This window comes from Desulfobulbaceae bacterium DB1 (assembly GCA_001914235.1).
GTDB lineage: Bacteria > Desulfobacterota > Desulfobulbia > Desulfobulbales > SURF-16 > DB1.
In genome coordinates this window covers 46,861-66,933 of the sequence record MQUF01000008.1, presented here as the reverse complement: position 1 = coordinate 66,933, position 20,073 = coordinate 46,861, and the positions used below count along the sequence as shown (strand labels likewise).

At 53.3% G+C, this 20,073-nt stretch carries 16 protein-coding genes; 3 read left to right on the top strand and 13 right to left on the bottom strand.

Annotated features, from left to right (window positions below; genetic code table 11):
* Positions 1-6: 6 nt before the first annotated feature.
* The 8 genes from BM485_09415 to BM485_09380 form a co-directional block, all read right to left on the bottom strand.
* Positions 7-1,998 carry a carbon-monoxide dehydrogenase catalytic subunit gene (locus BM485_09415; protein OKY75187.1) on the bottom strand — a complete coding sequence of 664 codons (1,992 nt, stop codon included), beginning with the start codon at positions 1,996-1,998 and terminating at the stop codon, positions 7-9.
* A gap of 19 nt (positions 1,999-2,017) precedes the next feature.
* Positions 2,018-2,905 carry a bifunctional 5,10-methylene-tetrahydrofolate dehydrogenase/5,10-methylene-tetrahydrofolate cyclohydrolase gene (locus BM485_09410; GenBank protein OKY75186.1) on the bottom strand — a complete coding sequence of 296 codons (888 nt, stop codon included), beginning with the start codon at positions 2,903-2,905 and terminating at the stop codon, positions 2,018-2,020.
* 463 nt (positions 2,906-3,368) lie between these two features.
* The gene (locus BM485_09405) at positions 3,369-5,582 is read right to left on the bottom strand and encodes a type IV-A pilus assembly ATPase PilB (GenBank protein OKY75185.1); all 2,214 of its coding nucleotides are present in this window, start codon (positions 5,580-5,582) and stop codon (positions 3,369-3,371) included.
* A 167-nt stretch (positions 5,583-5,749) separates the two neighbouring features.
* Positions 5,750-7,513: a formate--tetrahydrofolate ligase gene (locus BM485_09400; GenBank protein OKY75184.1), complete on the bottom strand. Its 1,764-nt coding sequence runs from the start codon at positions 7,511-7,513 to the stop codon at positions 5,750-5,752.
* A gap of 268 nt (positions 7,514-7,781) precedes the next feature.
* Positions 7,782-8,735, bottom strand: coding sequence for an FAD-dependent thymidylate synthase (locus tag BM485_09395; GenBank protein ID OKY75183.1), 954 nt, complete (start codon positions 8,733-8,735; stop codon positions 7,782-7,784).
* A gap of 103 nt (positions 8,736-8,838) precedes the next feature.
* On the bottom strand, positions 8,839-10,020 hold the full coding sequence (locus BM485_09390; GenBank protein OKY75182.1) for a cysteine desulfurase NifS: 1,182 nt from the start codon (positions 10,018-10,020) through the stop codon (positions 8,839-8,841).
* Positions 10,017-10,859, bottom strand: a complete 843-nt coding sequence (locus BM485_09385; protein OKY75181.1) for a Fe-S cluster assembly protein NifU — start codon at positions 10,857-10,859, stop codon at positions 10,017-10,019. Before BM485_09385 ends, BM485_09390 begins: the two co-directional genes overlap by 4 nt.
* A 119-nt stretch (positions 10,860-10,978) precedes the next feature.
* Positions 10,979-12,814, bottom strand: coding sequence for an excinuclease ABC subunit C (locus tag BM485_09380; GenBank protein ID OKY75180.1), 1,836 nt, complete (start codon positions 12,812-12,814; stop codon positions 10,979-10,981).
* A gap of 341 nt (positions 12,815-13,155) precedes the next feature.
* On the opposite strand from BM485_09380, the gene BM485_09375 reads away from it, so the two are divergent.
* Genes BM485_09375 through BM485_09365 form a run of 3 tightly spaced genes read left to right on the top strand, consistent with a single transcriptional unit; the run spans position 13,156 to position 16,088 of the window.
* Positions 13,156-14,238 carry a 3-isopropylmalate dehydrogenase gene (locus BM485_09375; protein OKY75179.1) on the top strand — a complete coding sequence of 361 codons (1,083 nt, stop codon included), beginning with the start codon at positions 13,156-13,158 and terminating at the stop codon, positions 14,236-14,238.
* On the top strand, positions 14,235-14,963 hold the full coding sequence (locus BM485_09370; GenBank protein ID OKY75178.1) for an RNA methyltransferase: 729 nt from the start codon (positions 14,235-14,237) through the stop codon (positions 14,961-14,963). Before BM485_09375 ends, BM485_09370 begins: the two co-directional genes overlap by 4 nt.
* 6 nt (positions 14,964-14,969) lie before the next feature.
* Entirely contained in the window at positions 14,970-16,088 is a 1,119-nt protein-coding gene (locus BM485_09365; GenBank protein ID OKY75177.1) for an A/G-specific adenine glycosylase, read from the top strand.
* A gap of 1 nt (position 16,089) precedes the next feature.
* On the opposite strand, the gene BM485_09360 is transcribed toward BM485_09365, so the two are convergent.
* The 5 genes from BM485_09360 to BM485_09340 form a co-directional block, all read right to left on the bottom strand.
* On the bottom strand, positions 16,090-16,500 hold the full coding sequence (locus BM485_09360) for a hypothetical protein (GenBank protein OKY75176.1): 411 nt from the start codon (positions 16,498-16,500) through the stop codon (positions 16,090-16,092).
* 156 nt (positions 16,501-16,656) lie between these two features.
* Positions 16,657-17,277: an IS630 family transposase gene (locus BM485_09355; GenBank protein ID OKY75175.1), complete on the bottom strand. Its 621-nt coding sequence runs from the start codon at positions 17,275-17,277 to the stop codon at positions 16,657-16,659.
* A 5-nt stretch (positions 17,278-17,282) separates the two neighbouring features.
* The gene (locus BM485_09350; protein ID OKY75174.1) at positions 17,283-17,789 is read right to left on the bottom strand and encodes an IS630 family transposase; all 507 of its coding nucleotides are present in this window, start codon (positions 17,787-17,789) and stop codon (positions 17,283-17,285) included.
* Between the two features lie 124 nt (positions 17,790-17,913).
* The gene (locus BM485_09345; protein OKY75173.1) at positions 17,914-19,059 is read right to left on the bottom strand and encodes a lipid-A-disaccharide synthase; all 1,146 of its coding nucleotides are present in this window, start codon (positions 19,057-19,059) and stop codon (positions 17,914-17,916) included.
* Positions 19,047-20,018, bottom strand: a complete 972-nt coding sequence (locus BM485_09340; GenBank protein ID OKY75172.1) for a UDP-N-acetyl-D-glucosamine dehydrogenase — start codon at positions 20,016-20,018, stop codon at positions 19,047-19,049. Before BM485_09340 ends, BM485_09345 begins: the two co-directional genes overlap by 13 nt.
* Between the last annotated feature and the right edge of the window lie 55 nt (positions 20,019-20,073).

The following is a 20,073-nucleotide window of genomic DNA, read 5'->3' as shown; positions in this document are numbered from 1 at the left end:
GTCATGTCAAGCCGGGCCATGACAGCCGACGTCTTTCAGGCCGGTGCCGGTGCCGAGGTCACGACGCATATCCATGTCAAAGAGAACACGCTCTTTCTTTTTATTGATACCAAGGGCATCACGCTTTGCCTCGATTGCTTCAATCATGATGCGGGCGATCTCCTTGGGATCCTCAGCCACGTTCCAATGCGCGCCATAGGTGCCCATCATGTCTTCAAGCAAAAACTTGTTGAAACTTTTTGCGCCGGAGGTGGCGAGGTTCTGAAAGACAACCTGGGCGCCGCTGGCCACAAAATACTGACCGATGGCAACAGCTTTTTCACTCATCCATAACGGCGCCGTGCCGATGGCGGGCAGGTCGCTGATATCATCGCCGAGCCCGCCCTCGCGCACCATCTCGGTGGCGGCAATGAGGATGCGGCTGTTATCGACACAGGAACCCATGTGGAGAACCGGCGGCATGCCCACGGTTTCGCAGACCTCACGCAGGGAATCACCGCAGAATCGTGCCGCTTCGGGATTGACGAGACCTGCCTTGCCGAGGGAGGTTGCGGCGCAACCGGTGGCCAGGACAAGGATATTGTTCTTGATCAGTTCCCGTGCAATGATTTCGTGGCTGTCGTCGGCCAGTTTGAAATTGTCGCAACCGACAATGGCGGCAACGCCACGGATACGGCCGTTGATGATGTTGTCGTTGAGCGGCCGGTAGCTGGCGCGAAAGCGGCCGCCGAGCATATAGTTGATGGTTTCATGGGAAAAACCGACGACGACATCAAGCCTGGAGTCCTTGGGAATGAAAAAATCACCACGTTTTTTGAAGTTCATGATTGCGCGGGTAAGAATTTGCTTGGCGGATTCGATGGCCTTGTGTTCATCAAATTGTATATGCACGCCGCCGGGCATTTTGGCGCGGTAGTTGGTGGTGATGATGTCGGTGTGAAAACTCTTTGCCACATCGGCGACGGACTGCATGACGCACTGCACGTCGACAACCATTGCCTCGACGGCGCCGGTGGAAAGCGCGATTTCCTGCTGAACAAAACCCGCGGCCACGGGAATGCCGCGACGCATGAGAATCTCGTTGCCCGTGCAGCAGACACCGGCCAGATTGATCCCCTTGGCGCCCTGTTTGGCGGCCAGTTCAAGCATGTCCGGTTCCTGGGCGGCAATACACAAGGCTTCGGCCAGAAGCGGTTCATGGCCGTGCACCGTCACATTGACCTGGTCCGACTTCAAAACGCCGAGGTCAACGATGGAGCGACGCGGTACCGGGGTGCCGAACATGATGTCGGTCAACTCGGTGGAAAGCATTGATGCCCCCCAACCGTCACTCAGTGCGCATCGGGATGCCTGCAGCATGATGTTGTGATATTCCTGATCAACACCCATGTGGGTTCGGTGCATGGTCTCAACGACTTCCCGATCAATGCCGCGGGGCTCGATACCCAGATTTTTCCAGATGGCCTGCCTTTTCTGCGGAGCCCTCTTCAGCATGGAGATGGGGGTGTTTTCCTGATTGCCGAACTCAGCCAAGGCTTTTTCCCCGAGTTCCAGGGCGATTTCATTAACCTCGCGGCCTTCTGTGGCAATATTAAAAACAGCGGCAATTTTCTTCAGTTTATCGACATCCTTGATCTGGTGCGGGCCATTTCCTTTTGCCGCTTCAATGAAACCGCGGACCATTTCACGGGCATGATCGGTATGGGCGGCGGAGCCGGCTGCGACGGTCCGGGCAAAGTTACGGGCTGCAACGGTATCGGCGGTGGCGCCGCAGATACCGATCATCTCGTCGACACCGTCGATAATCTGACAGGGGCCCATATTGCAGTTCCGGCAGCAGGTGCCGGTGGAACCGAAAAGACATGCCGACATGCCGCGCGCCTTCACCCGGTCATAGGCGGTTATGACATTTTTTGCCAGGTCTTTGGAGAGGACTTCCTTTGTGGAGGTGCAGGTAATTTCCGTGCACCCTTCACATCCGTTACGTGCGATTGCCATATTTTTTCTCCTGGAGAGGTTATATCAGACCAGCAGCCTGTTTGGCCGCCTGGACTGTATTTTTCATCAACATGGTAATGGTCATGGGTCCGACGCCTCCGGGTACCGGGGTAATGGCGGCGGCCTTTTCCTTCACGCCGTCAAAGTCAACATCGCCGGCAAGAATCGCCTTGCCTTCGGCGGTCATGCCGATACGGTTGACTCCGACATCAATAATGACAACCCCATCCTTGACCATGTCGGCGGTAACCATCTTCGGGACGCCCACGGCGGCGATGATGATGTCGGCCCGCCGGCAGTGTGAAGCCATATCCTTGGTGCGGGTATGACAGATCGTGACGGTGGAGTTGCCCCCTGCCCTTTTCTGCAGCATCAGGTTGGTCATGGGTTTACCGACAATGTTGCTGCGGCCGATGACAACAACCTCGGCGCCGCTGGTCTCGATGCCGGAACGGGTCAAAAGTTCAAGAATGCCGTGGGGGGTACAGGGCAGAAAACACTGTTCACCCAGCACCATCTTGCCCACGTTGACCGGATGAAAACCATCCACATCCTTCTTGGGGTCAATGGCATACAACACTTTTCCCTCGTCAATATGCTTGGGCAGGGGAAGCTGAACGAGAATACCGTTTATCTTGTCGTCATTATTATATTTATTGATCAGATTCAACAACTCCTGCTCACTGGTGTCAGCGGCAAGCGTCACCTGTTCGGAATGGATGCCAAGGGCATGGGCGGTTTTGTTTTTGGCGCTCACATAGGACTGGGAAGCAGGATCCTCGCCGACAAGTATGGTCACCAGGCCGGGAACCACATTGTGTTTTTCCTTCAACTCGGTAACTTCGACTTTGAGTTCTTCGCGAATGGTTTTGGCGGTTTCGGTTCCGCTGATAATTTTTGCCGTCATTATCACTCCTTAAGTAATTGAAACGTATATAAAATAATGAATATGGAAACTGCGTTGTGTTTAGGGGCCGTTAAAAAAAATAACCATGAGTTTTTTGTAACTACTCAGGTGTTTAGGCTATAGACTGAAGACTATAGGGCTGTTTGTCCTGCATGAGTTCATATTTTGTGATGCCTTTCCTTACAGCCTACAGTCTTTAGCCTATCTACCTGGATAGTTACAGTTTTTTAACTGATTCCTTACGGCCCCTTATGCCGTTCACAGTATTTCAAAGTTACAGTTATTTTAGAACAATGGCGCACTGCGGCGTTGCTTGAAAAAAAGCGGAAAATATAGCAAAACTTAACGAAGTATCATAGTGGACTCATTTCCGTTTTGCAAGGTATTTATGGCTTTTTTTAAGCAGGTAATGTGAGGGAAAAGCTCAGATTACGGATACTTAGGTAGTAGTACCTAGTGATAATTACCTGTTTCTGCTTTCAGCCAGCTTGACGATAATATCGTTGGCCTGGCCGAGTCGGGTGACGAGCGTCTTGAAAAAATGCTTCGCGACGTTCGGATGTTTTTCGACGATCTCCATGATTTTGTCGCCGGGATAACGCTTGATGGCCGATCTCCCCTTGGAAAGAATCGACGCGGAACGAGCGACGCCGGAGATGGCGGACATCTCGCCGAAATATTCATTCGGTTCGGTGATTTCGGCGATTTTCTTGCCGTCTTTCACCACCATCAATGCCCCCTGGATGAGCTGGAAAAAATCAATATCACTGTTCCCCTGCCGGATGATGACATCCCCATCCTCATATCGTTCGATATCAGGATTCACCAGGTAGGCGGGCAGGCTTTCCTCGGTGACCACCGTTTTTTTCATCACCTCATCAAGGCTGGTTACGCCTTGAATTGCCTTGCGGATAGCCGCATTCCGCAACGGAATCATGCCTTCCTGAATGGCGATCTTGCGCAGCTGGTCTTCCGGCACCTCGGCGCTGATTGCCTTGGCCACCTCATCCGTGATTTCCATCAGTTCAAAAAAACCGACCCGGCCTTTATAACCGCCGCCGCGGCAAACAGGACAGCCTTTCGGCCCCCAGAGATGAGTGAGATTCTCCAACTGGCTTTCGCTGAAGCCGATACCGAGCAGCTCTTTTTCCTCGGGCAGGGGAATTTCGACTTTACACTCCGGACACAAACGGCGCCCCAGCCTCTGGGACTGAACCATGGTAATGGCGGAGGCCAGCATATAGGGCGGGATACCGATATCAACCAGACGGCCGATGGTGGCGGCGCAATCGTTGGTGTGCAGGGTGGAAAAAACCAGATGGCCGGTCATGGCCGCCTTGATGGCGATTTCGGCGGTTTCCATGTCACGGATCTCGCCCACCATGATGATGTCCGGATCCTGACGCAGGAAGGCCTTGAGCGCCGCGGCAAAGGTCATTCCCACTTCCTGATGAACGTTGACCTGATTAATGCCCTTGAAGTTGAATTCCACCGGATCTTCCGCCGTCAGGATTTTTGTGTCTTCATTGTTCAACGAGTTCAAGGCGGAATAGAGAGTAACCGTTTTGCCGCTACCGGTGGGGCCCGTTACCAGGAGCAGACCCTGGGGGCGATTGAGACATCGCTTCAGGGTTTCAAAAACTTCGGGCTCGAACCCGAGTTTGGTCAGATCGACATTGAGCGAGCTTTTGTCCAGGATACGGAGAACGATACTCTCGCCGAAAAGGGTGGGCAGGGTGGAAACACGAAAATCAACCACCTTGTTGCGGCCGATGCGCATCTTGATCCTGCCGTCCTGGGGGACACGACGCTCGGTGATATCAAGACTGGAAAGAATCTTCACCCTGGAATTCAAGGCATTTTTGATGCTCAAGGGAAGATTCATCGATTTGTAAAGAGAGCCGTCAAGACGGTAACGCACCTGAAGCGACTTTTCATACGGCTCAATATGAATATCGCTGACTCCGTCCTTGACGGCCTTGATCAGAATACCATTGACCAGCTTGATGATGGGAGCGTCCGAGGCGGAAAATTCCTCGGCAGTGGCCGAATCATCTTCAATGGCCATCTCATCAGCCGCCTCGGAGGCAAGCGAACCGAAGTCATCGATGCTGGCTACATCCTCCTCTTCCTCAACTTCTTCGGCAGCGCCGAGAAGTTCACGGTATTCGTCATCGGAAATCTTATAGTATTTTTTGTACGCCTCAAAGATGTCCTTTTCCGTGGAGACACAGACGGAGAGAACCATTTTCACCTCTGTCTGCAGTTCCTCCACCGCACTGGTATCGGTCGGCTCCGCCATGGTGACCTGCAGCGTCTTGCCGGTCATGCGCAACGGCAGGGCACAATATTTTTTGACGATATGAAAGGGAATGGTTTTGAAAACTTCGGGATTGGGCGGCTCTTTCTTGATATCAACGGAGGGAAAATTATGCAACCGACTCAAAACATTGAGAATAGTTGTGTCTTCAATATGGCCGAGCCTGATCAGGATGCTGCCCAGGCGCTGGCCTGTTTTTTTCTGAACCGCAAGCGCCTCTTCAAGTTGACTGCTGAGAATATGCCCCTCCTTGCGGAGCAATTCGCCAATCTTGGTTTTGCCGGCACCGGACTGATCTTTGATCGTGGCCCTTAATGCGGACTTTTTATCAGGAATATTTTTTATTGGTAGCGCCATAGGATAAAAAAAGTGTATTCAATGGTTTGAGAATTTTTTTATATTAGTCCATTATAGATGGGAACTCAACTTTTTCAGCTTTCCGTCCGGAAAATAAAAAAGGCGACACCAAAGAGCCACGCTCTTTTCGGTATCGCCTTTGAAGAAAAGATGAAAAAGGTGATTTTTTAGAAGACGCCTTTCACTTTTCCGGTGTTGACATCAACGTCGATGCGACGATAAGCCGGATCCGATGCGGTGCCCGGCATCAGGCTGATTGCCCCGGCAACCGGAACGACAAAGCCCGCGCCTTTATAGGTGAGGATATCCTGAATCGGCAGGGTCCAACCCTTGGGCACCCCTTTGAGTTTGGGATCGTGGGACAGGGAAAGATGGGTCTTGACCATACAGGTGCCCATTTCCTTCATCTCCGGATCAGCAGCCATCCGCTTCAGTTTGGCCTGGGCATCGGCGCTGTAGCTGACCCCGTCCGCACCGTACACCTCTTTGGCAATAAGCTCGATACGCTTCTCCAACGGGGTGTCCAACTCGTAGAGGAACTTGAAGTCATTGGGCTCCTCGCACGCGTCGACAACCGCATCGGCGAATTCCAGAGCTCCGTCGCCGCCATGCTCCCAATGACGGGAAAGGGCAACACGGGCACCTGCCGCTTCACAGAGCCGACGAACCGCTTTGATCTCGTTGTCGGAGTCGGTATAGAAGGCGTTAATACAGACCACGGGATTGATGCCGGCCTTCTTGACCGTTTCGATATGGTGCAGAAGATTCTTGCACCCTTCTTCGACCCAGCCGACATTCTCTTTCTTGTACTCTTCCGGCATGGGCTTGCCCGGCACCGGAATCGGCGCGCCGCCATGGCACTTGAGGGCCCGGATAGTGGCGACGACAACGGCGCAGTTCGGCTTGAGCCCGCTGTAGCGGCACTTGAGATTCCAGAACTTCTCAAAACCGATATCCGCGCCGAAACCACTTTCAGTCACATTATAATCGGCAAGCTTCAGGGCAACCCGATCGGCGATGACCGAAGACTGGCCGATGGCGATATTGGCGAAAGGTCCGGCATGAACGATGACCGGCTGGCCTTCAATCGTCTGCAACATATTGGGATTCAAGGCCTCGACCATCCAGGCGGTCATGGCGCCGGCCACATCGAGATCAGTGGTGGTGACGGGCCGATCCTGGCGATCATAGGCGACGACGATCCTGCCGATCCGCTCGCGCATGTCCTTCAGGTCCCTGGCCACAGACAAAATGGCCATGATCTCGGAACTGACGGCAATGGCGAATTTGGACTGCATGGTATAGCCGTCCATTTTACCGCCGAGACCGATGGTGATATTGCGCAGCGCCTGGGCGCAGAAGTCGATAATCCAGCCGAATTCAACCTTTTTCGGATGAATATCGAGACGGCGAAGATTTCTCTTGGCCAGTTGCTCATCCGTATAATTTGCCTCATGCTGCATACGGGAAGTCAGGGCAACCATGCCGAGATTATGGGCATTCATGATGGCGTTGATATCGCCGGTAAGCCCCAGGGAAAAAGGCGTCAGGGGAATACACTGGGCCAGACCGCCGCCGGCGGCGCTGCCCTTGATGTTCATGGTAGGTCCGCCGGATGGCTGGCGGATGGCGCCGACAACGCTTTTGTTTCTTTTGCCGAGTCCCTGCACCAGACCCATGGCACAGGTGCTCTTCCCTTCCCCGAGAGGAGTTGGTGAAATGGCGGTCACGTCCACATATTTGCCGTCCGGACGATCTTTCAGACGATCAAGAATTTTACGGTAATCAAGCTTGGCCACATAATGACCGTGCGGTAACAGCTCTTCCTTTTCCAGTCCGAGCTTCTCAGCGAGCTCATAAACTGTTTTCATGTTTTTCTCAGCATCTTCGGCAATTTCCCAATCTGCATGTTTGGTCGGATCAAGAACCATTACTTCCTCCTTCTTAAATCGTTATTAAATGAAGTATGTCGAATTGTTGTTTTCAGCATCAATTGCTTCCTAAAAACTGTCCTTGCGTACTTTGACGAAAAATATCGAGACACCGTATTCTTTCAATACAGGTGGTCATGACGGAAGAATGTTTCGTGACGACCGATGGACCAGGATATGAAATCCGGGCGCAGGTATCCGGCAATGGATGAAAAAAAATCTATTTTTCTTACCCCATTCCCACCAACAAAACAATCGGCAAAATTACTTATTTTTCCGGAGACAGATGTCCAAAAACAGAGGGAAAAAGTTTTTTGAAATCTTCAAGCAGCGGCACCATCACCTCGCGCATGGAGGGATCGGCCCCTTTTGATGTCCGCAACTTGAACATATGCAACCACTGCAAAAGGTTGGCGTAGACAATCAGTTCCGTCTTGCAGGAGTTGGGCAGCACCGTGCGCGCCGCCTGCGGGGTGGATGTTTCAAGAAGCTGAATATAGAGGCGTTCGGTTTCTTTCATGGCGGATTGCCAAATCCTGTACTCCTCGCTGCCTTCTTCATAAAAAAGAGGTTTGATAAACGTCACCTGGTTGCCGAATTTGCTGTCACTGTAACGACAGTATCGCTGGCTCTCCTGGAGAAATCCGCAGGGACGGTGCCGCACCATTTCATGGGTTACCGCGCGGTTGACAATAAATTTAACGGCAATGTACCTGTGTTTGACAAAAAGATCGGCGGGCAGGTCATCAACATCGTGGAGCGGGATCTTCTCCACAAGCACGCCTTCCTGGGGGAGCAGGCCGCGTTTCGGCAGGATATCCTCGAAAAAGAGGGGATGTCGCCCGGCCAGATGCTGGGTAATCCCCTTGACTATTTTCAGGTTGCCGCTGTTCTGAAAAAGCTCGCGGTATGCCCGGACCGACCCGGTGACGACAAGCGTTTTTTTCTCCGGCCTGTCGATCTGCAGATACTTGGGCAGCACCGCAAAAAGCTGTGCAATAAGCGAGTCCTGATCGACTTCGACTTTTACCGTCAAAACAGCCATTTCCGCAACAGAGTTATGCCCGTGCTTTAATATTTTACGAATAAAAGGAGGCGCTGAATCCGCGGTAATTTTATCCTCGCTTTTATAACAGAGACGGCCGCACATCTCAATACGGACGGCCAGGCCCTGTTGGTCGAGATCGCTTAAAATTTCATAGGAAGGAGAAATGACCTGCATGGATGACAAACACCTCTATTTCATGATTTTTCGTAACTGTCCAGCGGTATCAGCCGGGAGTCGGAATCAGAATGACTGCATCTTCTTTTCTTTCAAACTCGTGCTATCTGTTTTGCCAGAACGGCGACATCGCCCGCAGATTCGCTATGATTCCCGGCATCTTTTCCAGGATGAAATCCACCTCATCCTCCGTATTATAAACGCTGAGGCTGAAGCGAATCGATCCATGGGCCGCGGTAAAAGGAACACCCATGGCCCGCAGCACGTGCGAAGGCTCCAGCGAACCGGAGGTGCAGGCCGAACCCGAGGACGCGCAGATGCCGAATCTGTCCATGTGCAGCAGGATCGCCTCGCCCTCCACATATTCGAAGCTGACGTTGCTGGTATTGGGCAATCGCTCTGTTTTATGACCGTTCAAAATCGAATTGGGTATTTTGGCCAGCAAACCGTTTTCCAGTTTGTCCCGCAAGGCCTTTACCGTGGTATTTTCTTTGTTGATATGGCGGCGTGCCAGCTCGCAGGCCTTGCCCAGCCCGATGATGGAAGCGACATTTTCGGTGCCGCCCCTGCGCCCGTGCTCCTGGTGGCCGCCGATGAGATAGGGCACAAAGGGGGTTCTTTTCCTCACGTAAAGGACGCCCACGCCCTTGGGAGCATGCAGCTTGTGACCGGAAATGGAAAGAAAATCAACCGGCACCTGTTTGACATCAATGGGGATTTTGCCCACCGCCTGGACGGCATCGGTATGGAAAAGAATGCCCCGTCCCTTGGCGATTTTCGCCATCTCCTCAATGGGGAAGATGACACCGGTTTCATTGTTCGCCCACATGACGCTGACAATGGCCGTCTCGTCGGTCAGGCTGTTTTCATACCGATTCAGATCAATGGTGCCGTCGCTTTCCACCGGAAGTTCCGTGACCTTGTGTTTATGACCGGTGAGCGAATCAAGGCTGCGGCATAGATTCTTCACCGCCGGATGCTCCACCCTGGTTGTGACGATATGTCTTTTTTCCGGCTGGGCCTGAAGAGCGGAAAGAATAGCCGTGGAGTCGCTTTCCGTGCCGCAGCTGGTGAAAATGATTTCATCGGAATCGGCGTTTATGATTGCGGCAACCTGCTCCCGGGCTTTTCTGACCGATTTTCCCACCTGGCCGCCAAAGGTATGCATGCTCGAAGGGTTGCCGTACAGGGTGGAAAAATAGGGCATCATGGCTTCGAGTACTTCAGGTGCGACCATGGTGGTGGCGTTGTTGTCCATGTAAATTACTTTTTCCGATGCGCTCATGCCTTGCTCTCCTCGACGATAAGGGTGTCAAGCACCTGTTCCCTGAGTTTCTTCTCAACATATTCCTTCAAGGTGGTCTGAGATTTGGCGCAGCTCACACAGGAACCACGCAGAGAAACAATGACAAAATCGCCGTCCACATCGATGAGCTCAATGTCGCCTCCATCCTTTTTCAAGGTGGGCCGCACCTCCCTTTCAAACACATCTTCAATCATTTTGATCTTCTGGATATTGGTCATCCGTGGTGGGCCGCTCATGGGGATAATCCGCGGCTTGCCGGTTTTCCGTACCTCGTCGAGCAACTCCTGAATACGACCCTCGCATTTACCGCAACCGCCCCCCGCCTTGGTGAAATTGGTTACCTCCTCCACCGTGCGCAGATGGCTTTCCTCGATGGCCCGTTTGATTTCAAGATCAGTCACCCCGAAGCACTCACAAACAACCTCGCCTTCCGCCATGGGAAGTGCGACGCCGCGATAGTTGGCAATGGCCGCTTCAAGAGCTTCACGGCCCATCACCGAACAGTGCATTTTTTCCTTGGGCAGACTGCCGAGGAAATCCGCGATATCCTCGTTGGTCACTTTTGATGCCTCTTCCAAAGTCAGTCCCTTGATCATTTCCGTCAAGGCGGAAGAGGAGGCAATGGCGCTGGCACAGCCGAAGGTTTTGAATTTGGCCTCGGCTATCCGTTCTTTTTTCGCGTCGAGCTTAAAGGTGAGTTTCAACGCATCGCCGCAGGCCAACGATCCGACCTCGCCGACGCCGTCGGGATTTTCCACCTCGCCGACGTTGCGCGGGTTCAAGAAATGCTCTTTGACTTTATCTGTGTATTCCCACATAATGCACGCTTCCCCATAAAAATATATTAAAAAGACCCATACCTGACATATACGGAAAAAAGAAAATCAAAACATAGTGATTTGCCGGCCAAAAAGCAACAACAATATGGCATTTCGACTCACCCCTCCTTTTCACAAAAATCGTAAATAGCGCGGGCAAGCGCCGGGCCGACACCCGGTACTTGGGCAAGTTCCTCCACCGAGGCTTTTTTGACCCCGGCCAGGCTGCCGAAGGTGGTCAACAGCTTCTTTTTTGTCGCCGGCCCGATGCCGGGAACGGCATCGATTGCCGAGGTAAAGGATTCCTTGTGCCGCAATTGTCGGTGAAAGGTGATGCCGAAGCGGTGTGCTTCATCCCGAATCCGCATGAGAAAAAGAAGCAGCGGTGCATGGCGGGGCAGCATGATGGCGTTCTTTCGCCCCGGACGATACAGTTTTTCGCCCTCGCCGTCTTTGTCCTTGGCAATGCCCACCAGTTCGATTCTGTCATCAAGTCCGTAATTTTTCACCAGGTTGACGGCAATATTGAGCTGCCCTTTGCCGCCGTCCACCATGAAGAGATCCGGCAGGGAATCTTCCGCCAACCCCTTTTCCAGCCTGCGGCCGATGACTTCCGCCATCATCCGGTAATCATCCGGTTCATCGCCGCTTTGTATCCGGTAGCGCCGGTATCCGGCCCCATATTTTTCTCCCTGGTGAAAAGAGACAAGTGAGCCGACCGCCTGTTTGCCGCTGATGTTTGATATGTCGAGACACTCGATGCGTTCCGGCGACCTGTTGAGATGAAGCCATTTGACCAGCTGATCAGCCAGGGCCGTCCATGTTTTTTCCTTTTTATCACGCTCGGAAAAAATTTGGGCCGCATTGGCCCGGGCCATTTCCACCAGACGCAGCTTGTCCCCCCGTTGCGGAACCCGGAGATGAACAGGTCCGTTCCTCCTTTCCGAAAGCCATTCGCCAAGCAGATCCCTGTCTTCCGGCAAAAAAGGGAAAAGGAGTTCCCGGGCGATGAAATCCACCTCCATGTAATAACGCCGGATGATTTCCGCCAGCACCTCCCTCTCCTCGCCGACAGGCTCCGCAAGATAAAAAACCTGCCGGCCAAGCACCCGTCCCTGGCGCACGGAGAGAATCGCCACGGCCACGGATGCGCCCTTGCGTTCATAGCCGAAAACATCAAGTTCAAGACCGCTTTCGGCGTCGACAATCTGTTTTTCCAGTGTTTCGGCAAGGGCGGCAAGCTGATCGCGGTACATTGCCGCGTCCTCGAAGCGGAGTGAAACAACGGCGTCGTTCATTTTCTCTTTCAGCTTGTGCGTCAATTCCCTGTTTTTCCCCTCAAGCACCATGATCACATCACGCACCATATCACGGTAAAGTTCCGGGTCCGCCTTGCCCATGCAAGGGCCGAGACAGTTTTTCATTTGATAATTCAGGCAGGGGCGCGATCGCATCCCGACCTCGCTCCCCTTGCAGCGTCTGAGCGGAAATAAGGAATGCAGCAGCCGGATGGTCGCCCACATCGCCCCGATCGAACTGAATGGACCGAAGTAACGCGCCTTGTCCCGTGATCTGCGCCGGGTCATGACAAGACGCGGCCAGGTTTCATTGACCGTGACCTTGATAAACGGATAATTCTTGTCGTCCCGCAGGATGACGTTATATTTAGGGCGATGTTTTTTTATCAGCGAGGCCTCAAGGATGAGTGCCTCTTTTTCCGACAGGGTGAGAATCGTTTCCAGCCCGGCAATGCGACTGACCAGAACCGCGGTCTTGCCGTGTTCCACGCCCTGAAAACGAGCATAGGAGGCGAGACGTTTACGCAGATCCCGTGCCTTGCCGACATAAATCACCTTGCCGGCCTTGTTTTTCATGAGATAAACGCCGGGGCTGTGGGGAATGGCGCGGAGAAACCGGGAGTTGAGTATTTTGTGCTGTTCGTTGTTTTCAGACATGTTCGGTTTCAATGTGATCGATCACGTATCGTATCCGGCAAAAGGCGGTTTATTCTTTCCCGGGAGTTAAACAGAGGATACGATATGAGTAAATAATATTTGGATTACATCTACACATTTTTTCAAATTTCGTTATAGTTGTTTCTCCCTGCTTCTCGGCAAATTCCTTTCCGCCCCTGGAGGACGGTGATGCCGAAGCGCGGGGTTTTCATATCTTGCTGCGGCCGGCCGTGCCGCTTCATATGAAAAAATAAAAAAGACACGTCCGGCATTCGCAGCAGTGCGAGCTCCTATTCCCCTGGACGCACCCTATAACATTCCTTGCCATGAGGATCTCCACCATGAAAAAAATAGCAGTTCTCGCCGGTGACGGCATCGGCCCGGAAGTCATGAAAGAGGCAATCAAGGTGCTTGATGCCGCCCAGCAGAAATTTTCCTTCCAACTTCACTATGCCCATGAGGATGTAGGCGGCTGTGCCATTGACAACCACGGCCATGCCCTGCCGGCCCACACCCTGAAAACCTGCGAGGAAAGCGATGCCATCCTTTTCGGTTCGGTGGGCGGCCCCAAATGGGAAAGCCTGCCCCCGCAGCAGCAGCCTGAACGCGCAGCCCTGCTTCCCCTGCGCAAGCATTTCGATCTCTTCTGCAACTTCAGACCGGCCCGGGTCTTCAAGTCCCTGGTCGGAGCCTGCCCTCTGCGGCCGGATATCATCAAGGACGGATTTGACATCCTGTGCGTGCGGGAACTGACCAGCGGTATTTACTTCGGCCAACCCAAGGGACGGGAGGGAAGCGGACCTTCGGAAAGGGCATATGATACGCTGGTCTACACCAGGGCGGAAATCGAGCGCATAACCCACATGGCCTTTGATGCCGCACGCCTCCGCAGAAAGAAAGTCACCTCGGTGGACAAGGCCAACGTGCTGACCACCATGGTCCTCTGGCGCGAAGTGGTTATTGAAATCGCCAGGCAATACCCGGACGTGGCTTTAAATCACATCTATATCGACAACGCCACCATGCAGCTGGTGCGCGACCCCCATCAGTTTGACGTGCTGCTTTGCGACAACATGTTCGGCGACATCATTTCCGACGAGTCGGCCATGCTGACCGGCTCCATGGGCCTGCTCGCCTCGGCCAGTCTCAACAAGGACAAATTCGGCCTCTTCGAACCGGCCGGCGGCTCCGCCCCGGACATTGCAGGCCAAGGCATCGCCAATCCCATTGCCCAGATTCTTTCCGCCGCCATGATGCTGCGCTACAGTTTCGGCTTGGATGAGGCGGCAAATGCCATTGACCGGGCGGTGGAACAGACCCTTGATTCCGGCATCCACACCCGCGACATCGCCGTTGATCCGAACAAAACGGTCAACACGGCGCAAATGGGGGATGCCATCGTCAAAAACCTGACTGCATCGTGAACCCGGATGCAGTCAGCGTCGTTTTGGTGGAACCCCAGGGGGCGCTCAATATCGGCTCCGTCTGCCGGGTGATGATGAACTTCGGCTTTACCGATCTCCGACTGGTAAAGCCGAGGGCTGACCATCTCGGCAAAGAGGCCCGGGACATGGCGGTCAAGGCCGGGGAACTGCTGAAAAAAGCCAGGGTGTTCAAGACACTTGCCCACGCCCTGGCTGACTGCAATCTCTGCTTTGGAACGACCCGCAGATTCGGCAGATACCGGACGGAATTTCTCGAGCCGCATGAGGTTCCGGACCGCATTTCCCTGCTGCGGCCCGATTCCAGGGCAGCCCTGGTCTTCGGCCGGGAAGACAGCGGGCTTACCACGGCGGAACTTGACCTGTGCCAGTACTTTGTCACCATCCCCGCCGACCCTGCTCTTCCTTCGCTGAATCTGGCTCAGGCCGCGGCTATCTGCCTGTATGAAGTACAAAAAGGCAAACACGCACCTCTTGCGGCATCGGAAAAATCCGAACCGGCGGACAACAAATCCCTGGAAATGATGTATTCCCATATGCGGGAAAGCCTGCTGGCGGCCGAATACCTGGATCCGCAGAACCCCGACCATATCCTCCACGCCTTCCGCCGTCTTTTCGGCAGAGCCGGACTTGACCAGCGCGAGGTCCGCATTCTGCAGGGACTCTGGAGCCGCATCGACTGGCTGAACAGCCGGCGCATCCGCTGACGTGCCATGACGGCCATTGACCAAAAGCTTCCCCCGCCGCTTCTCGCCTGGTTTGCCGAAAACCAGCGCCCCCTGCCTTGGCGGCAAACGTACAATCCCTATCATGTCTGGATTTCCGAAATCATGCTGCAGCAGACCCAGATGGAACGCGTCATCCCCTATTTCAACCGCTGGATTGACCGTTTCCCCGATATCTGCAGCCTGGCCGAGGCCAAGGATGATGAGATTCTGAAACTGTGGGAAGGCTTGGGCTACTATGCACGGGCAAGAAATATCCTGCGGGCAGCGGTTTTGCTTTCCCATGAAGGCAACTTTCTTCCGGACAGCTACAAGAAACTCATCGCCCTGCCGGGTATCGGTCCTTACACGGCCGGCGCTGTTATGAGTATCGCCTTTAACCGGGACTACCCGGTGGTTGACGCCAATGTCGAAAGGATATTTGCGCGAATTTTCAATCTCGACTCCCCGGTCAAAACAGCTGCCAACCAAACCTTTATCCGGCGCCAGGCGGAAAAAATGCTCCCCTCGGGCCAGGCCCGATATTTCAACCAGGGCCTCATGGAACTCGGCGCCCTGGTATGCCTGCCCGCGCAACCCCTTTGCGCCGCCTGTCCGATTGCAGACTGCTGTCAGGCGAAAAAGCTTGATCTGGTGGACAAACGCCCGGTTCTTCCCGCCGGAAAACAAAGCATTGTTATTGAAATGGCCACCGGCATCCTGCGCAGAAACGGAAAAGTGTTGATTCAAAAACGGCGGGAAAACGATGTGTGGGCCAATCTCTGGGAGTTTCCCGGAGGAAGACTCAAGACAGGCGAATCAGCCGAACAGGCCGTTATCCGCGAATTTCAGGAAGAAACGGGGCTGCGCATACGGCACGCCGAAGAAATAACCCGCGTCAGGCACGTTTACATGCATTACCGTGTTATTTTGCATGCCTTTTTCTGCGAAACAGCGGAAAAGGACGAAACAGAACCGGCAATCCATGCCGCCCAAGAGAACCGATGGGTTTTATTTGAGGAACTGGACCAGTTTGCCTTTCCGGCCGGGCACCGGAAATTGATCGATTATTTAGGAAAGAAATCAGAGGGAAAACGGCGAATATCTGAAAACAATTACCGGAGTTGAATCAAAAGGAATAGGATACCACCAGGCCGAGCTTCTTGATCTGGTCGAGCAAGTTGTTCATCTTGACCGGCTTGGTCATATAGGCCTCACAGCGTCCTTCCACATGGGCCTTCATGATGTTTTCCGGATCGCTCAGCGCGGTTATCATGATCACCTTGACCTGGTATTCAGGAATAACACCCATGTCTTCTTCAATCTTACGAATCCGAACCAGGGCATCCTGCCCGTTGAGTTCAGGCATCATGATATCGAGGCAGACCAGATCAAACGGGTCCTTGTCATGGAGAGCCCGGGTGAAAACGTCAATCGCCTCCCGCCCGTTTTCAACGCCATGGGTGGTCCCGACCTCGGACAGCATCTCCTGCAGGATGACCCTGGTCATGACGTCATCTTCGGCAATCAGAATTTTCATGAAACCTCTCCCTGTAAAATCCACCTGAATTTCGCCGGACTCGCAAAAAGTCATTTACACTAATTTTCGACGACAAATCAACAAGTTATCGTGCATTGCACGACTATCGAGCGGCTTTTTGCGAAGCAGTCAATGTGCTCTAGTACATTGTATATGTTAAAGTTTCGGATAAAGCCGTTTTAGTTTTATTCGCGCATCATCTGTTCTAAACTGCCAATCAACCTTAGTCTGGCGGTTATTTCGATCAATGTTCCATGCCGCCACTTCAGCTCGCATCTTCTCGATACAATCAATCCGGCCTGCAAGGCATTGCCGCTTCAATACACTGAGTTCAATCTCTGCTATGTTCAGCCAACTCCCGTGTTTCGGGGTGTAGTGTATTTCAAGACGTTCCGCCAAGCCCCTGGCTTCTTCAGGTGGGAAAGCCGCATAGAGCGAGGCCGTGTCGTGTGTATTGAGGTTGTCCATGACCAAAACTACTTTCTTGGCATCGGCATAACGCTCTTCAAGCATCTCTTTGATGAAATGGGCCCAATCAATCCGTGTCCGCTGTTCAGTAATTTTTACCTTGCGCTTTCCCCCAAGCGGTTCTACCTCAAGTAATATGCTTGCGACCCCATTGCGAACATATTCATCATCCATCAGAACAGGATGGCCAGGGGCTGCCGGAATAGGCTCATGCACCTCCCCGATTAACTGTACACTCGATTCATCCATGCACACAACCGGGAATTCTTGACTATACGGACGCGCATAAACTTCGAGTATATCTTCCATTGCCGCTACAAAACTGGCGTTTTGATCCGGCGGTATCTTCCAGTATTTGCTTTGGTGAGGCTTAAGTTCATTTTTTTTAAAGTGTTACATACCGTCATCGGAGAAACACTCGTTACCATCTTCAGCTCGACCATTTTCTCAGCCAACAGACGTACTGTCCATCGATTTTTACCTTCTGGAGCATCCGAACATGCCAAAGCCAAAAGATGTGCTTCAAATTCTCCTCCGAATTGAATTTCTCGCGGAGGGGTCTCGCGCTCCTTACGTTCAAGGGCGGCAGAAAGACCTTCTTCAACAAATCGTTTCTTTAAGTGTTCTAAACTCCGCGTCGTTGTCCCTAAAGCTTCTGCGACCTGAGTGACAACCCACTTCGGTCCATGTTCCCCCGCATCAAGCAGAAGTAATGCTCGAGCATACAGTACGGTGCGGGCTGCCCTTTTCCCTTTAGTTGAAATAGCCTCCAAATCTTCCCGTTCCTCTTTTGTTAATGTCACTCTGTATCTTGGTGCCATGTCGTCCTCCTTGTATTTTGAAGACGACTATAACAAATATCACGCAAAAATACGAAAACTTAAATTTTACATTGTACTAGTAACAGTTTTTCGTACATTCTTCACTTATTTTTTTAACCTGTTTTCAATGTGTTACTTTGTGGGCTGCGGCAATGGCAATCTCTGCCGCCCGACGCGATGCCCCCCCCTTTCCCAGTTTTTCCCGCACCGCGGAAAGTTCCCGCAGCAGCTGCTCTCTTTTCGCTGAGCCGGGCCAGATCTCCTCCAGTGCCGCACAAAGCTTCACAACCGTCGCATCCTGCTGCATCAGTTCCCGCACCACCTCCTTGCCGGCGATAAGGTTCACCAAAGAACCGAAATCGACATCCACCAGCATGTTGCCGATGAACCAGGTCAAGGGTGCCATTTTATAGGAAACAACCATCGGCACGTCAAGAACGGCAAGCTCCAGGGTTACCGTTCCCGAAGTGGCCAAGGCCAGATCACAGGCGGCCATCAGATCGTAGCGGTTGTCGCTGATAACCCTGATCCCGGAAACGTTGCGGGCAAGCCCGCATTCCTCGAGATCCGCCGCGGTCAGGGTCGGAGCCAGGGGAATGAGCACCGTCATTTTTTCATGAAGCGCTTGCATACCAGCCATCGTTTGCAGAAAAACGGGCAGCATGGCGCGTATTTCCTTTTTTCTGCTGCCGGGCAGCAGGCCGACCAGAACATGACGCGGGTCAATGCCGTGCAGTTCGCAGAAGCGTTCCCTGCCCAGTGTTTTTTTCACCGAATCAAGCAGTGGATGGCCGACATAATCCACCTCAACCCCCCTTTTATGATAAAAATCTTTTTCAAAGGGCAGGATGACCGCCATCCGGTCAACCAGTCGACCGATTTTTTTCACCCGGCCGCTGCGCCACGCCCATACCTGGGGACTGATATAATAAAAAATCGGGATGCCGAGCTTTTTTGCCTTGGCCGCCAGCAGCAAATTAAAGTCGGGATAGTCGATGAGGATGAGCAGATCAGGGGGATTACGGCGCAGTTCGTCTTCGAGGATTTTCTGGGCCTTCCGGATGTCGGCAAGATGGGCCAGGACTTCAACGAGCCCGACGACAGCCATTTTGGCGGCATCATAGAGGATGTCGACGCCCTGTGCGCGCAGTTCCCTGCCGCCCATGCCGCAGACGGAAAGATCCGGGATCATTTCCTTCAAGGCCGCCACCAGATGAGCGCCGTGCAGATCGCCGGAGGCCTCACCGCTGACAATCATCACCCGACGCATAAAGTCTCTTTATACCGGTCATGATGCTCCCGGATCTGGCGGATAATGCGCAGTGCCACCTCCAGAGCCTGCCGCCCTTCCCGGCCGGAAACCATCGGCATCCGCCTTGCCCGCACATTAGCAATGAAATCGGCCAGTTCGACCTGCAACGCGTCCTTTTCCGTGAAACAGAAATGGATAATCTCCTCCCGCGGGTATCCCTCCGGTGTCAGACCGGTTTGCCGCTCGATGACGGTTATCTCCTTGGTGGCATAGTTTACCGTCAGCGAACTTCCCGGCTGATAAATACGCAGGCTGCGCACATTGTCATGGGCAACGCGGCTCACCGTCACATTGGCGGCGCAGCCGTTTTCAAAGATGAGATGCGCGGTGGCGACATCCGTTCCCCCGGTCACCACCGACGCGCCGATGGTATCGATTGACTGAAGCGGCGAAGGGACCACATGGAGAATGATGTCGATGTCATGAATCATCAGATCAAGAACGACATCCACATCCGCCCCCCGGGGCTTAAAGGAATGGACCCGCTGGGATTCGATAAAGAGCGGACAGGTCAGATAATCCTGCATGGCGACAATTGCCGGATTGAACCTTTCGAGATGGCCGACCTGAAGGATCCGCCGGCCGTTTTCCGCCTTTTTGATGAGGTCATCCGCCTCTTCCAGGGTGACGGTCATGGGCTTTTCCAGCATGACATCAACACCCGCGGCAAAACACTCCGTGGCCACCGGGTGATGCATCGGAGTGGGAACGACAACGCTGACCGCGTCAACCAGGGGCAGCAGTTGCCGGTAATCGGCAAAGGCCCGTGTACCGCAAGCAGCAGCCACCTGCCTGGCGGCGCTCAGGACAACATCGGCAACGCCCACCAGCTCGACATTCTCCATGGCCGCATACTTCTGCGCATGAAACTTGCCGAGATAACCGACGCCGATAACACCTACTTTTATGTTTTTCATATTTTTTGTATTTTCATGAAGTTAGCCAACTCAGTAAGTTGGTCGCGAATGCGGC